Origin of the sequence: Pseudochelatococcus contaminans (genome assembly GCF_014195635.1) — a bacterium.
In the GTDB taxonomy this organism is placed as follows: Bacteria; Pseudomonadota; Alphaproteobacteria; order Rhizobiales; family Beijerinckiaceae; genus Pseudochelatococcus; species Pseudochelatococcus contaminans.
This window is the reverse complement of record NZ_JACICC010000003.1, coordinates 362,259-375,883: the sequence shown is the minus strand read 5'-3', so window position 1 is coordinate 375,883 and position 13,625 is coordinate 362,259. Positions and strand designations below refer to the sequence as shown.

General features: G+C 65.8%; 15 protein-coding genes. 3 read left to right on the top strand and 12 right to left on the bottom strand.

The features are described from left to right. Positions 1–11: 11 nt before the first annotated feature. Genes FHS81_RS08200 through FHS81_RS08190 form a run of 3 tightly spaced genes read right to left on the bottom strand, consistent with a single transcriptional unit; the run spans position 12 to position 1,376 of the window. The gene (locus FHS81_RS08200) at positions 12–455 is read right to left on the bottom strand and encodes a DUF3168 domain-containing protein (protein ID WP_343052453.1); all 444 of its coding nucleotides are present in this window, start codon (positions 453–455) and stop codon (positions 12–14) included. Then, positions 452–808 (bottom strand): head-tail adaptor protein, encoded by a 357-nt coding sequence (locus FHS81_RS08195; protein WP_183751759.1) that lies wholly within the window; start codon positions 806–808, stop codon positions 452–454. The genes FHS81_RS08200 and FHS81_RS08195 overlap by 4 nt, the downstream gene beginning before the upstream one ends. 1 nt (position 809) lies before the next feature. Then, a complete protein-coding gene (locus FHS81_RS08190) occupies positions 810–1,376 on the bottom strand; it encodes a head-tail connector protein (RefSeq protein ID WP_183751757.1) in 567 nt (188 codons plus the stop codon). Between FHS81_RS08190 and FHS81_RS08185 the strand changes: the two genes are divergently transcribed. Next, positions 1,375–2,199, top strand: a complete 825-nt coding sequence (locus FHS81_RS08185; RefSeq protein ID WP_246374911.1) for a S1 family peptidase — start codon at positions 1,375–1,377, stop codon at positions 2,197–2,199. The two genes, FHS81_RS08190 and FHS81_RS08185, sit on opposite strands and share 2 nt — an antisense overlap. A gap of 6 nt (positions 2,200–2,205) precedes the next feature. On the opposite strand, the gene FHS81_RS08180 is transcribed toward FHS81_RS08185, so the two are convergent. From FHS81_RS08180 to FHS81_RS08145, 8 genes are all read right to left on the bottom strand, one after another. Continuing rightward, positions 2,206–3,507, bottom strand: coding sequence for a phage major capsid protein (locus FHS81_RS08180; protein ID WP_428982442.1), 1,302 nt, complete (start codon positions 3,505–3,507; stop codon positions 2,206–2,208). A 14-nt stretch (positions 3,508–3,521) separates the two neighbouring features. Beyond that, on the bottom strand, positions 3,522–4,082 hold the full coding sequence (locus tag FHS81_RS08175) for an HK97 family phage prohead protease (RefSeq protein WP_428982441.1): 561 nt from the start codon (positions 4,080–4,082) through the stop codon (positions 3,522–3,524). Next, positions 4,082–4,327, bottom strand: a complete 246-nt coding sequence (locus tag FHS81_RS08170) for a hypothetical protein (RefSeq protein WP_183751755.1) — start codon at positions 4,325–4,327, stop codon at positions 4,082–4,084. Before FHS81_RS08170 ends, FHS81_RS08175 begins: the two co-directional genes overlap by 1 nt. A gap of 12 nt (positions 4,328–4,339) precedes the next feature. After that, entirely contained in the window at positions 4,340–4,573 is a 234-nt protein-coding gene (locus FHS81_RS08165; protein ID WP_210281615.1) for a hypothetical protein, read from the bottom strand. Beyond that, positions 4,560–5,804, bottom strand: coding sequence for a phage portal protein (locus tag FHS81_RS08160; protein WP_183751753.1), 1,245 nt, complete (start codon positions 5,802–5,804; stop codon positions 4,560–4,562). Before FHS81_RS08160 ends, FHS81_RS08165 begins: the two co-directional genes overlap by 14 nt. A gap of 163 nt (positions 5,805–5,967) precedes the next feature. Further along, complete coding sequence (locus tag FHS81_RS08155; protein WP_183751751.1) at positions 5,968–6,594, bottom strand: phage tail tape measure protein; 627 nt, start codon at positions 6,592–6,594, stop codon at positions 5,968–5,970. Positions 6,595–6,896: 302 nt separating this feature from the next. Beyond that, entirely contained in the window at positions 6,897–8,267 is a 1,371-nt protein-coding gene (locus tag FHS81_RS08150; RefSeq protein WP_183751749.1) for a DNA-packaging protein, read from the bottom strand. Continuing rightward, positions 8,179–8,784: a hypothetical protein gene (locus FHS81_RS08145; RefSeq protein WP_183751747.1), complete on the bottom strand. Its 606-nt coding sequence runs from the start codon at positions 8,782–8,784 to the stop codon at positions 8,179–8,181. The genes FHS81_RS08150 and FHS81_RS08145 overlap by 89 nt, the downstream gene beginning before the upstream one ends. 454 nt (positions 8,785–9,238) lie before the next feature. Here FHS81_RS08145 and FHS81_RS08140 point away from each other — a divergent pair, with 454 nt between their 5' ends. Continuing rightward, the gene (locus FHS81_RS08140; RefSeq protein ID WP_183752027.1) at positions 9,239–9,919 is read left to right on the top strand and encodes a L,D-transpeptidase; all 681 of its coding nucleotides are present in this window, start codon (positions 9,239–9,241) and stop codon (positions 9,917–9,919) included. 346 nt (positions 9,920–10,265) lie between these two features. Beyond that, positions 10,266–12,704, top strand: coding sequence for a DUF3772 domain-containing protein (locus tag FHS81_RS08135; RefSeq protein WP_183751745.1), 2,439 nt, complete (start codon positions 10,266–10,268; stop codon positions 12,702–12,704). 124 nt (positions 12,705–12,828) lie between these two features. Here FHS81_RS08135 and FHS81_RS08130 read toward each other — a convergent pair whose 3' ends face one another. Beyond that, entirely contained in the window at positions 12,829–13,497 is a 669-nt protein-coding gene (locus FHS81_RS08130) for an epoxyqueuosine reductase QueH (RefSeq protein ID WP_183751743.1), read from the bottom strand. Positions 13,498–13,625: the final 128 nt, after the last annotated feature.

Below are 13,625 nucleotides of genomic sequence, written 5' to 3'. Positions count from 1 at the left end.
CGGGTTCTCCATCAATTGCCGGAAGAGTTGTCCGCAACGGCTTCGGTCACGGCCCGCAGCCGCAGCACCGTGCGCGAGCGGTTGGCGCGCTCGTCGCGGCGTGTTTCCGCACTGGTCACGCGCAGATTGACCAGCCGATGGCCGTCCAGCGTCAGCGGCGTGTCATGCAACAATGCCTCGATCCGCGCCGCCGCCAGCAGTGCCGACCGCGCCCCGCCCGCGTGCGCCCATACGCTGATGGCGAAATCCTGCTCGCACCCGCTGTCCGAGCCGGTGGACCAATCCCGCGAGCGGGTATCCGACAGCACGGCATACACACCGCCGATGCCGCGCGGCGGCTCGTCATAAAGTCGTTTGCCGCCGAGCAGCCCGACAAGCGCCTCGTCACCGGCAAGCCGCGCCACGATGGCTTCACGCAGCGCCAGCACCGGCCCTTTCACTGAATCAGCGCTCACGGCGTCACCTCCTGCACGACGATGACAAGTTCGCGCCGCCGCCCGTCCGGATCGACGACGGAGAGCACCTCGAACACCCGTTCGCCCAGCCGCAAGCGGCTGCGCCCGTCGATGCCACGGCACCAGCGCATCGCGACCCGGTATCGCGCCGCCAGATCCGGCCTGTCCCCGACATCGCGCGCGGCGGACGACGATGCCGCGATGGCCGTCAACGTCCCCCACACGAAGGCGCAGAGCGCGAAGCGGCGCACCACCCCGCCCGCGCCATCCGCTTCCTCGACCGGCCGTTCCAGCGCGAAGCGCAACCGCCGCAGGCCGATGTCGGCGGCTCTGGTTCTGCCTGTGCGCGCCATGTCACAGCCTCGCTCGCCTGTAGGGCGCGATCATCGCCCGCGCTTCCGGCGGAATGGCCGGCACCTGCTCCGGCCAGTCGCCGCGCAGCTCGAACCAGCGCGCCACGATGACGCGCACCGCCTGCCGCAACGGTGGCGGCACGTCGCCCATGCCCTCGCCATATCCGGCACGCACGTCGATCTCGATGCCGGCGAAGGGCCGCCCGGGATGAACCACCGTTCCCGCCACGGCGATGACGGCGGGGTCCGCACCCCGGTCCAGCCGCAGCGCATCGGCCTCCAGGGACGATGCAACCCCATCGCCGTCGAATACCCGCGCCCCGACGATGCCGGACACCGGCGACAGCGGCAGCCGGATGCAGCCGCCGCCCGGCCAGCGGTCGATCACGAGCCTCCACGTCTGGCCGATGAGGCAGCGTCCGCTTTCGGCCTCGACCATGAGCCGCGCGGCTGTGATAAGGGAGTGGAGCAGCCTGTCCTCGTCATTGCCGTCGAGGCGCAGATAGCCTTTGATATCGGCGAGCGTCACCGGCTCGATCTGCGGGCCGGTCAGGAGAATGGGAATCATGATGGTCCTTCGCAATCTGTGGACAGGCCGGCACACCCCGGCGATGCGGCGTGCGGTGCTGGCGATGTCGATGGCCGTCACGGCCTCGCCCGCTGCCGCCATCGTCAGGGGCGCGCCGGATGACGGGCCGTTGAAAACCCGCACGGTGATGGTTCTGGCCGAGGGTGGCGGCGTATGCTCCGGCATCGTCGTCGCGCCGGATGCGGTGCTGACCGCCGCCCATTGCGTGACGGGCGGCAATGCGGGCGGGAAGGCTGGCAGCAAGGCCATCCGCGTGCATTACCGCGACGCCGCCGGCCAGCCGGTTCTGCTGGAGCCGGCCGGGGTCGTTGCCCATTCCGGCTACAACGCCGGAGCGATCAAAGCGCGCGAACGCTCCATCGATCTGGCGCTCATCCGCCTCGCCGCACCACTTCCCGCGCCCTTCACGCCGGCTGTGCTCGCATCCAGCGGCCTGCCGCCCGCGGGCTCCCCCATCTCAGCCTTCGGCTGGGGCGTGGAGCGCGAGGGCGCGCAGGAGAGCATGGGCACGTTCCGCCGTGCCGGCCTCGTCACGGTCGAGCCTTACGGACCGGGCAAGATCCTGCTGTGGGCGGCAGACCCGGCGGGCCTCGGCAAGCGCGCCGGCGCGGGTGTGTGCAACGGCGATTCCGGCGGCCCCATCGCCGGGGCGGATGGCGCGGTGGTCGCGGTTTCCACCTGGGCGAAGGGCTCCGGCAACGACAAGTGCGGCCTCTACACGCAAGGCGTGCTCGTCGCGCCGCAGCGCGCGTTCATCGACGGCACGCTCAAGCGCTGGGGCCGCGCAGCCCGGTGGCGGTAACCGGCGTCAGCCTGACGCCGCCACGGTGCCGAACTTCAGCAGCTTGATGGCGTCGAAGTCCTGCACGCCGCCGCCGACACGCTTTGTAGTGTAGAACAGCACGTAGGGCTTGGCGGAATACGGGTCGCGCAGCACGCGCACCCCCGCCCGGTCGACGATAAGATACCCGCGCCGGAAATCCCCGAACGCCACCGACAGGCTGTTCGCCCCGATGTCCGGCATGTCCTCCGATTCCACCACCGGGAAGGAGAACAGCGATGCCGCCTGATCGGCGGTGGCGGGCGGCTGCCACACATAATGCCCGTCGGTATCCTTCAGCTTGCGCACGGCGCTTTGCGTCTTGCGGTTCAGCAGGAAGGCGGCATTCTGGCGGTAGCTGGCCTTGAGGCTGTAGATGAGATCGATCAGCACATCCGCCGGATTGCTCGCCGGGAACCCCGCCGAAACCCCGGTCACGGTCGCGCCAAGCTTTCCCCAGCTCCACGCGTCATGCCCCACCGTGGCATAACTCAGCACGCCCTTGGGCTGGCCGGTTCCCGTTCCCACGACGAACGCCTTGCTTTCCTGCTCGGCAAAAGCCGTCTCGATCTCCGAAACGAGCCATTCCTCGATGTTCACCACCGCATCATCGAGCAGTGTCTGCGTTGCAGCCGGCAAGGCGTAAAGCTCCAGCGCCGGAAAATCGAGTTCCTCCAGCACGGGCGAATTCGTCTGCGGGCGGTTCGCTGTTTCGCTCACCCAGCCGGTGACGGGCGCGGTTTTCGTGACGGCCCCTTTATAGGACGCGCCCGAGATCAGCCGCACCGAGGCGAGCCCCCGCAAAGGCGAGATAGCGCCAAGCCGCGCCAGCACCTCCCGTTCCACCGATGCTGGCGTGAGATAGCCGCCGTCCGGCCCAGACCCTGCCGACAGCGCCTTGGCTTCCAGCGCCTTCAGCCCTGCCGTTTCGCCGCCGCGCACATAGGCATCGAACGCGCCCTTATGCTCGTCGATCACCGGATCGGCGACAGGCCCCGCCCCGCCGAGCACCGGCCTGCGCCCGTCCAGCACCAGCCGTTCGAGGCGGCTTTTGGCCTCATCGACGGCACGGTCGATGCGCGCCACTTTCTCCTCGATCACCGGATCGCCGGCGAGCCGCGTTTCCAGCGCATCGAGCCTTGCATCGTTGGCCTCGCGGAACGACGAAAACGCCCGCGACAGATCGGCGAAGGCCGACGCCACCTCGCCGTGGGACATGCCCGTTACCTTGGTTTCCGGCGCGCCGGCGATGACGGCATGGTTGGCTGAAGCTGCATATTCAACGGTCATGAGGATCTCTCCGTTCAGGGATGAAGAAGCTGCGCCGCCGCGCGCCGGATGGCTTCCGCCAACGGCGTTGCGGCGCGGGTATCGACGGGCGGCGCGGCCAGCACCCGCGCCCCCGGGGCCATGGGAAAGGTGACGACCGACACCTCCCACAGGTCGAGCCGGGAGATACGGCGCAGGCCGTTCGCCTCCCGGCGTGCGCGTTCGGTGCGGAAGCCGATGGACAGCCCGTCCACCGCCCCGCTGCCGATGAGCGCATGCACATCGCGCGCCCGCCGCGCATCGAGGCTGAGGCATCCACGCGCGCGCAATCCGTATTCGTCCTCGCGGAACGACAGCCACACGCCCAGCGGCTCGCCGGGATCGTGCTGCCACAGCAGCCGCACGCCCGCCGCGCCGCGTTTGGCCAGCGTCTGGCTGAATGCGCCGGGCTCGATGATGTCGCCGCCAAGGTCCGGCACGCCGAACAGGCTGGCATAACCCTCGAAGCGGCCCTCGCCATCGATGGGGCCGAGCACGCCGGAAAGCTGTTTTCGCTCCGGCTCCATCCGTATCGGCTCCGGCAGTTTCCGCCGCATCACTCGCCCTCCGGCGCGCGGGTGGCGGCCTTGGTCTGCACCGGCCCGGCTCCCGCGCGCGGCGCGGCGGCATCCAGCCGCTCCAGCGTGCGGATGAAGCCCGTGATAGCCTCCCGCGCCTGCCCTGCCGTTCCCTGCCCGCCCGTGCCGCGCCGGGTGGAACCGCCTCTGCCCGCCCGGGTGGATGCGGCGTCAGCGGATGCGGTTTTGCCCGTCCGCGCACGGGGTATCGTCAAGCGTGCCATGAGCCGCCTCCTTCATGATGATGCATCGGTGTGCCGGTCATGCCGGGTGTTGAAACGGGCGAGTTCGCGCACGAACGCGTCGAACCGCCGGTTGGCGCTGGCCAGTTCGCGAAAGGTCGCGACCAGCAACAGCGAGGCAGCCAGCGCCCACAGCAGCAGCGCCAGATGCGCCAGGTCGCCGCGCGCCACGAAGCTGGCCGTCACCTGCTCGACGACTGAAAGCCCGCCCGCGTCAATGCCGTTCACGAGGCCCTCCCGCCGTTCTGCGGCCATAGCCGACGGCCTCGCGTTTTTCGTCGTCGGTGAGGAAATCCGCCGCCGAGACGCGCCGCCACAACGCCTCGCGCTCGCCCGCCAGCGCCTCGATGCCGTCGAGGTCCGGCTCCAGCGTCAGCCCGCCGCGCGCGCCGGCATTCGCGAACCCCGGTGTCAGCCAGTGCGCCAAGGCCTGTGCCGTGCGCCGCACCAGCGGAATCACCGTTTGCCGCCAGAAGGCGCGGTTGGCTTCGGCATAATTGGCGTAGGTGGAATCGCCCGGCAGGCCGAGCATCAGCGGCGGCACGCCGAACGCCAGCGCGATCTCGCGCACTGCCGCCGCGCGGGCTTCCATGAAGTCCATTTCCGCAGGCGTCAGCGACAATTGCCGCCAGTCCAGCCCGCCTTCCAGCAGCAGCGGCCTGCCGGCATTGGCCACGCCCTGAAATTGCGCCTCAAGCTCCTGCTTCAGCCGCTCGAACTGCGCATCCGTGAGGTTCGCCCCGTCCGGCCCGGCATAAACCAGCGCGCCGGAAGGCCGCGCCGCGTTGTCCAGCAGCGCCTTGTTCCAGCTCGCCGAGGCGTTATGAATATCCAGCGCCACCGCCGCCGCCTCCATGGGCGAGAGGCCATAATGGTCATCCGCCGGGTGAAACAGCCGCAGATGCAGGATCGGCGGCACGTCGCCGCTTTGATGGAAGCGCACCGTCTGCGTGCCGGCGCGATAATCGTAGGCCGCCGGCCAGCCATCCGGCCCCGGCGCCACCTGCATGCGGTCGGGCCGCAGGGCGTACAATTCGCGCGGCGCGCCATCCAGCAGCACGGCCTCGACATAGGCATTGCCCGCGATCAGCAGATGCCCGTACACCGCCTCCATCAGCGCCGCCCCGGTTTCACGCGGGTTGGGCCGCGTCAGCAGCGCCAGCAGGGGATGGTCGTCATATTCGCGCCGCCCGTCGCGCAGCATCAGCGGCACCGACGCCGCCGATTCAGCGATCAGCCGCACGCAGCGATGCACGATGGCGTTGCGCTGGAAGCCTTCCCGCGCCAGCGCCGTGTAGTCGCGCGGCGTCCACACCGGCCTGCCCAGCCCGGAAACCGCGAACATCGCCGCACGCGACGCCTTGCGCTCCGTGGCCGGCGGTTCCGCCCCCTCTGCGGGCCTATCGGGCGCGCGCGTGCGCCCTCCCCCGCCGAACAGGCGGTTGATGAATGAAGCCATGACATGATCCCGTTAAAATGGAGCAGCCTGCGTTCAGGCCGACCCGCCAAACCGAACGTAACTTGCTGAAAAATAGCGGCTCTCTAGCGCCCGCCCCGATGCCGTCAGAGCAAGCGCTCCAACGACAGCCGTTGAACAGCCGCCGACGCTGCCGAGGATCGCCTCACAACCCGCGCCCCCCGCGTGCGACGGCCCGCGCCAGCGCGGCTGCGACCTGCGTTTCCGAGCGTCGGAAGCTTTCCACGTCCTGCGCATTGATGGTGACGTTCACGGTTGCGCCCCTGCCACCTGCGGCCTGCACGCCGAGTTTGCCGTCCGGTCCGCGCGCCAGCGGCATGATGGCCTCCGCCCCCTTCTCGCCCATAAGGCCCGTTCCGCGCCCCAGCGGAAAATAGGTCGGCGCGGCGATGACACCGCCGTCCGCGAAGGGCCGCACCGCGCCTCCGGTAATGACATTGCCCGCCGCGCTGGCCGACAACAGATTTCCCGAAAGCGCCGACGACAGCGAGCCGATGCCCTTGTCGAGCACCCCGCCGAGACTGGATGTGATCGCCGACTCCAGCGGCTTGAGCGCAGCCTGCAAGGCCATCTGCGTCAGCCGGGTTCCGAGCGAGCGGATAACGTCATCGAACTGCTTGCCGTTGACCACCGCGCGCGAGAACACGCCGGTAACGGTATTGCCGAAGCGCTCAGCGACATTTTCAAGGTCGAGCATCGCCTCCCGCGTCGCCTCGATGCTGGCGGTCATATTGTCGGAAACCCCACCGCCGGCACCATATGAATCGCTCATGCCACCCTCCCACAAGACCAATCGGCCATCTCATCACAACGCCCGCACACGCGGCTGGCGCCCCGCTCCGCGCAAAGCCCAGCAAGCGCGAACGCGCGCCCAAGCCAATGCGAGGCTGTCTTCATAAAAAAGGTGAAGGGGCAGCATGCACCCGCTTCATCGGAGCGATCACAACGTCCGCACGCGTGGCTCACCTCCTCTCCGCGCAAAGCGCGGCAAGCGCGAATGCGCGCCCGAGCCAATGCGAGGTTGTCTTCACAAAAAAGGTGAAGGGGCAGCGTGCTCAGGCTTCACCGGAGCGATCACAACGTTCGCACGCGTGGCTCACCCCCCTTCACCCCCAAGGCGGTAATGGCCCAGACCAGCGCATCGAGCCGGTCGGGCGAGCGGCCGCTTGAGAGGCCACCGGGGCCAAAATCCGCCATCTCGTCTTCCAGCGCCGGAAACGCCGCCGCGTGGCGCACCCTGCCTTGCTCGTAGAGCGCCGCCACGGGTTCCGCGCGCAGGTATTTGCCGCGTGTCGCCCGCACCGGCGTCACGGGCACGGATGCATCGACGCCCGCGATAACCGCCGCCGCCATCTCGCCACCCTGATTCACCTCGACAACAAGCGCGTCGGCCCGGTGGCGATGATAGAGCGCCAGCGCCCGCGCCGCCCATTCAGCGGGACGCGCGCGTTCGATAGTGGCATCCTCGATCACCCAATATTGCCCGCATGCATCCACCCCTGCCGCCACCAGCCCGCAAGCGTCGGCACGGCGGCCGGATGTTGCAGGCGGATCGACCGCCACCACGATGCGCGTCAGCGGCGGGGCGGCATCGGCCCGCGCCGTGTCGATCATGTCGCGCGTCCAGAGTGCGTCCGCCCGTTCCGCGATCAGTTCGCCGTCGAGTTCCTGCCGCCCCAGCCGCGTCCCGGCATATTTGCCGACCACGGTATCGAGAAACGCCGGCGCGAGGTTCCACGCATTGGCCCGCGTCGCCGCCCGCGTCACCGCCGCACGCGGATCCGCCAGGAGTTTGCGAAACAACGGCACGGGCCGGGGCGTGGTCGTCACCAGTTCACGCGGTTGCCGCCCAAGCCGCAGGCCGAACTGCAACATGTCCCACGTTTCCTCCGCATGCCGCCATTTGCACAGCTCGTCGCACCACGCGGCCCCGAACTGTGGCCCGCGCAGCGCCTCCGGATCTTCAGCCGAAAACACCTGCGCGACCGCGCCATTGGGCCATTCCAGGCGGCGGCGCGTCGGTATCCAAGTCGGGCGCTCGTGGCGCGGATGCACGGCGAGCACGCCGGACACCCCCTCCACCATCACCTCACGCGCATCGGCGATGGTCTCGCCCACGAGCGCGATGCGCTCCACCGGCTCCGGCGCGAACGGCGGCATGCCCTGCGCCAGCCCGCGCACCCATTCCGCGCCAGTACGGGTCTTGCCAGCACCGCGCCCGCCGACCACCAGCCATATGGTCCAGTCGCCGCCGCCCTGCGCGCCGGTCGGCGGCAGCTGGTCGTCGCGCGCCCAGACGTCGCTCCACGCATGCATCAGAAAAGTCAGCGCCCGCGCATCGCAGCCGGCCAGAAACTCATCGAGCTTTCCGGCCGCCAGACAATTGCGCAAGGCGTTGCGCAAGCGTTTCGCGGAGCGCGTCGGCGTCACGGGGGAACGCGTCATCCTCTTCATCCTCCGCCCTGTCCGCATCCGCGCGCGTCATGTCCCGATCCGGCGTTTCCGCCCTGTCGATGGCCGCCAGTTCGCGCAGGGTGCGCGCCAGCGTTGCCAGCGCCTTGGCGTGGCGCTCGTGGTCGACGCCCTGCGAGTCGCCTTTGTCCCCAACGGAATATTTTCGCAACCGCGCATCGATGGCGCCGATCTCCCGCGCCACCGTCCGTTCCAGTTTGCGGATCAACACCTGCCGGCTGCTGGCGGGCAACGTCCGTTTTGCCGCCGCCGTATCGACGCTTCCCTTGCGCGCGCCCTCCGTCTTTACATCCGTTTTCTCCGGCCCGGTCCTGCCAACCCGTTTCCAGCCGCACCGGCTGGCGATGCTGGCGAGCCCCCGCGCATTGTCCTTGCCGAGCAGCGCGGCAATGTCCCGCGCGGGCGCATCGGTTTGTTCGTAGAGCCGCCGCGCCTCCGCCCATGCGGCGTCGCTGCCCGGTTTCGCACCGGCACGGTCTGGTCGAGGCATGATTCCTCCCTCGCAGGTCGCAATGCATTGCACACGGCGCCCGCGCCCAAAAAGAAACCCGCCCGTCGCGAACGACGGCGGGTTCCGGACACACTTTTGGAGCATGTAAGAACCATAGCAAACCAGCGTCACGCTGTCAAGGACTATTTTCCTATTTCACGCCTCCCACTTCGGCTCCCTCACGCGGACGTGAAGCGAAGTCACTGATTTTTGTGCCTGAAATACCACACGTTAACGTATTTGGGTTCAACTATGACGTGTCGGGCGTCCGTCATCTTCGCGTGCCATGAAATTGCCTTCACTTCGCGAGAGGCCGGAACCAACAAACCGTGCCGCCGGTTAGTTGAATAGATTTTTTGGACCTTCCACCCTGAAGCGCCGATCCGGCGCGGGTGCGCTTTACCCGTCGCTGGCGACGAGGGGTAAGGTGCTCTCATCCAGTTTCGAGGAAATAATGTTCGTGATCAGCAGACGCCTGTTTGTCATCGGCGCTCCCCTGTCTCTCGCTGCTTGCGCATCCACGCAACCGCGGGTGGCGGAACCCGTGCTGCCGGCGATCGAACCGCACTACTACCAGATGTACGCCGCCCTGCCGCATGAGCGTTTCCCCATCCCCGCCGTCGATCTGACCCAGATCCGGCCGGAGTTGCTGCGCCGTGAAGTTGCTTATCCGACGGATGAGCAGCCGGGCACGATCGTCATCGACCCCGCCAACCACTTCCTCTATCTCGTGCGCCCGGAAGGCCGCGCCATCCGCTACGGCGTAGGTGTCGGCCGCGCCGGGTTCGACTGGGATGGCCGCGCCACGATTCGCCGCAAGGCCGTATGGCCCACGTGGACGCCGCCCGCCGAGATGATCAAGCGCCAGCCGGAGCTGGAAGAATACCGCCGCGGCATGCCGCCCAGCCTCGAAAACCCCATGGGTGCCCGCGCGCTGTATCTTTATCAGGGCGACCGCGACACGCTCTACCGCATCCACGGCACCAACGATCCGCTGTCGATTGGCCAGTCCATGTCGAGCGGCTGCATCCGCCTGCTGAATCAGGACATCATCGATCTGCATGACCGCGTGCCGATCGGCACCAAGGTCGTCGTGCTCGAAGCCGAGCTGCCGCCCGAGCTGGCCGGTTTCTGATACGCGTCTTCCTGACGGGCGGGCACCCTGCCCGTCAGGCCACCCGGCCGCTGACCGGGAAGCGCACAGCCGCATCAGTTCCGAAAATACCCGTGAGCGCTCAAGTCAAGTACAGCGCCAGGGTGATGTCGGTTATAGTGACGCATCGTCAAATCGCGACAAATTATGCCACATTATAAAACACTACGTTTCCGTGGCACTGACGTTCACATCATCGCCTGAGTTGAACGAAAACTGATTCATGCAAAAGATGGCGTGCGACGGTAGGCCTTCGGGATAATTTGATTTATCGTTGCGGCAGAATTTCACTGATCCGGCCACGGATTTGCAGGGATAATCTTCAGCTATGCCTTACACTGCGCTCAGCCTCCCGCGATATTGCCTGCTTCTGATCGGGTTCGTGCTGTTTGTCTGGGCCAGTCTTGCAGCAGCGATGGCGGCCACCGCTCCGCTGCCGCAAATGGAGCGCCTCAACGCGATTAACATCTCGCTTGGAGACATGGACAAGCGGCTTGAGGCCGGCAACCAGCAAGATGCCGATCTGTCCCAGATGCGCCACAGCATCGACGAGTTGGCCACCGAGATCGTCACCATCATCGGCGAGTTGACGCCCCGCGCGCAGGCGTTGAATGCGCAGCTTGAACAGTTGGGCGCCAAGCCCGAGGAAGGCGCTCCGGCAGAAAGCCAGACCATCATCAACGAGCGGGCGGAAACCAGCGCCACCCTCGCGGAACTCAACGCCGGAGTGAAACTGGCTGAAACGTTGATGGTGCACGCGAATCAACTATCGACGCGCATCAGCGATCTGCGCCGCACGGCCTTCACCAGTTCCCTGTTCGCGCGCAGCATGAGCATCTGGAGTCCCACGCTGTGGAAACTGGCGGGCGATGCCCTGCCGGGCGACATGGCCGCCGTTCAGAGAGCGTTCGGCAACTGGGCGGCAGATGTAAAGCAGCGCTTCGAGGGCGGCGGCCTCACCTACATATTCGGCGCGTTCCTCGTCGGCATCGTCCTGCATTGGGTCAGGCTGCGCATTCTGCCGCGCCTCACATGGCGCGACCCCTCCAACACCAGCCCCTCCCGGCTGCAAAAAGTTGTGAAGGCACTTGGCCTCATGCTGGGCCGCACAATTCCCGTGGCCGGTGCAAATCTGGTGTTCTACCTCGCACTGGATTCGGAGAATCTTCTCGGTGGCCGTATTGCGCCGGTGATTTCGTGGTTTCTGTTCAGCATCGTGTTCATCATTTTCATGCGGGCGCTTTCAGACGCGCTCTTTGCGCCGGAGCTGGGCGCGTGGCGGTTGCTTGAGGTGGATGACGAAACCGCGCGTCATTTGTCGCGCGTCACCAGTGTTGGCACGTTGGCGATTCTCGGCGGCACGCTGCTGCAATCGACGGTCGCCGCCGTGGGCGCTGCCCTGTCGCTTGTGGTGTTGATCGACGGGCTGTGGGCGCTGGTGGTCGCCGGCATTCTGGTCTGGGCGCTGCGCGGCATGAAGCACAGCGAAAAGCCTGAAACGAACGACTTCGGCCCCTACGTCCCCGCGGAAGGGGACTACAGGGGCATCGCCGCCATCGTCGGCTGGCTGGCTGTGCTGGCCATCGTCTGCGCGGTCACGACGGGCTACATCGCCTTCGCCTCGTTCATCGTCAGCCAGGTCATCTGGATTCTCACGGTCATCGGCTTCTACTTCCTGCTCCGCGTCTTCACGGAAGAGCTGGTGGAGAAACTGCCTGCCCGCGAATCGAAGGCTTCACTGTTCCTGCAAACGAATATTGGTCTGCGCCGCCGCTCCGTCGAGCAATTGAGCGTCCTGACGGCTGGCGCCATCAACATCGTGCTGCTGATTATTGCCATTCTTCTCATCATCGCACCATGGGGAATGGAAAAGGACGATCTTTACGCGCCGGTTCAGGCCATCCGGACCGGCTTCACCATCGGCGAAATATCCATCTCCCCTATCGGCATCGCAAGCGCCATTCTGACTTTCGCAGTGGTGAGCATCATCACCCATGCGTTGCAGCGCTGGCTGGAAAACAAATTGCTGCCCACGACCGGCTTTGACGCCGGCATCCGCAACTCCATCCGCACGGCCGTCGGTTATATCGGCTTCTTCATCGCCATCGCCCTCGCCTGCACACAGCTCGGCGTCAGCCTGAGCCGCATTTCGCTGGTGGCTGGCGCGCTATCCGTCGGCGTGGGTTTTGGCTTGCAGTCCATCGTCAACAACTTCGTATCCGGCCTGATCCTGCTGTGGGAGCGCCCGGTGCGGGTGGGAGATTGGGTTGTCGTCGGTTCGGAACAAGGTTACGTCCGGCGCATCAACGTCCGCGCTACAGAGATCGAAACGTTCGACAGATCCTCCGTAATCATTCCCAATTCGAATCTTGTCTCCGGCGTGGTGAAGAACCGTCTTCACGCGGGCAAGATGGGGCGCATCACGATATCGATTGGCGTAGCCTACAATTCCGACGAAAACGAAGTCCGCCAGATCATGATGGATTGCGCACGCAATCACCCGTCAGTTCTGAAGCAGCCGGAGCCAAATGCGTACCTTGTCGAATTCACCGACAACAAGATCCGGTTCGACATGTTCTGCTTCGTTGGCAATATTCAGGAATCGACGTCCGTTACCAGTCAGCTGAACATGGTCATTCTACAGCAACTGCGAGCACGCGGTTTCATACCGCCAAGACCATTCGAAGCAGAACCGTGGCATCCGACAGATCGCGGAAACCTGCTGGCCGCAGACGGGCGCCCGTTCACGGACGACAGCAAGACCTGACATTCGGCAACACAAGCAACCCAACAAAAAACAGGCTGTTTCCGTGCTTTAGATAAGCATGGGAACAGCCTTTTTTCTGCAATATCGTCAGGTGCGTCAGTATAAGAATCTCCTGAGAGCGTTATCAGCCGTTTTTCTCGTTTTCGTCGGCCGTATAATAGTTCTGCCCGAGCACGACCCGCTCCCGCCCCTGCCGCTCGCGATGCTCGTTCGTATCGCGCAGGGAATAGACGCAGCCGCAATATTCCTGCTGATAGAACTCTTCGCGCTTGCTGATTTCGATCATGCGGGCGGCTCCACCACCCTTGCGCCAGTTGAAATCCCAGTAGGCCAGCCCTTCATAGGGCGAAGCCGCGCGGTGGCCGCAATCGTTGATCTGGGCCATGTTCTTCCAGCGCGAGATGCCCAGCGAGCTGGTCATCACCGGAAAATCGTTCTCATGGGCGTAAAGCGCCGTGCGCTCGAATCGCATGTCGAAGCACATGGTGCATCGCACGCCGCGCTCCGGCTCGAATTCCATGCCCTTGGCGCGGGCAAACCAGTTGTCACGGTCGTAATCCGCATCCACGAACGGCACGCCATGCTTTTCAGCAAAGCGGATGTTCTCATCCTTGCGCAGCAGATACTCGCGCTTGGGATGGATGTTCGGATTGTAAAAATAGATCGTGTAATCGATCCCGGAAGCCAGCATGGCCTCCATCACCTCGCCGGAGCAAGGCGCGCAGCACGAATGAAGCAGCACCTTGCGGTGCCCTCCGGGCGGCGTCAGAACGGGTCTTGTCAATTCTTTCATGGGCCATTGGATAGCAGGCTTCGGCGCTCGTTTCCAGCACCCTCGGCGCTCGGAATCCACAAGCCTCGATGGAATACGCAATCGCGACCGCACCGCCCTAAGAGCAGCGCTTGTGCGCCGATGCAAAG

Coding starts and splice junctions, on each gene's coding strand:
- FHS81_RS08195 (WP_183751759.1), bottom strand. CDS start 808: ATGGCGCGCACAGGCAGAACCAGAGCCGCCGACATCGGCCTGCGGCGG.
- FHS81_RS08185 (WP_246374911.1), top strand. CDS start 1,375: ATGATGGTCCTTCGCAATCTGTGGACAGGCCGGCACACCCCGGCGATG.
- FHS81_RS08190 (WP_183751757.1), bottom strand. CDS start 1,376: ATGATTCCCATTCTCCTGACCGGCCCGCAGATCGAGCCGGTGACGCTC.
- FHS81_RS08180 (WP_428982442.1), bottom strand. CDS start 3,507: ATGACCGTTGAATATGCAGCTTCAGCCAACCATGCCGTCATCGCCGGC.
- FHS81_RS08175 (WP_428982441.1), bottom strand. CDS start 4,082: ATGCGGCGGAAACTGCCGGAGCCGATACGGATGGAGCCGGAGCGAAAA.
- FHS81_RS08170 (WP_183751755.1), bottom strand. CDS start 4,327: ATGGCACGCTTGACGATACCCCGTGCGCGGACGGGCAAAACCGCATCC.
- FHS81_RS08160 (WP_183751753.1), bottom strand. CDS start 5,804: ATGGCTTCATTCATCAACCGCCTGTTCGGCGGGGGAGGGCGCACGCGC.
- FHS81_RS08155 (WP_183751751.1), bottom strand. CDS start 6,594: ATGAGCGATTCATATGGTGCCGGCGGTGGGGTTTCCGACAATATGACC.
- FHS81_RS08150 (WP_183751749.1), bottom strand. CDS start 8,267: ATGACGCGTTCCCCCGTGACGCCGACGCGCTCCGCGAAACGCTTGCGC.
- FHS81_RS08145 (WP_183751747.1), bottom strand. CDS start 8,784: ATGCCTCGACCAGACCGTGCCGGTGCGAAACCGGGCAGCGACGCCGCA.
- FHS81_RS08140 (WP_183752027.1), top strand. CDS start 9,239: ATGTTCGTGATCAGCAGACGCCTGTTTGTCATCGGCGCTCCCCTGTCT.
- FHS81_RS08135 (WP_183751745.1), top strand. CDS start 10,266: ATGCCTTACACTGCGCTCAGCCTCCCGCGATATTGCCTGCTTCTGATC.
- FHS81_RS08130 (WP_183751743.1), bottom strand. CDS start 13,497: ATGAAAGAATTGACAAGACCCGTTCTGACGCCGCCCGGAGGGCACCGC.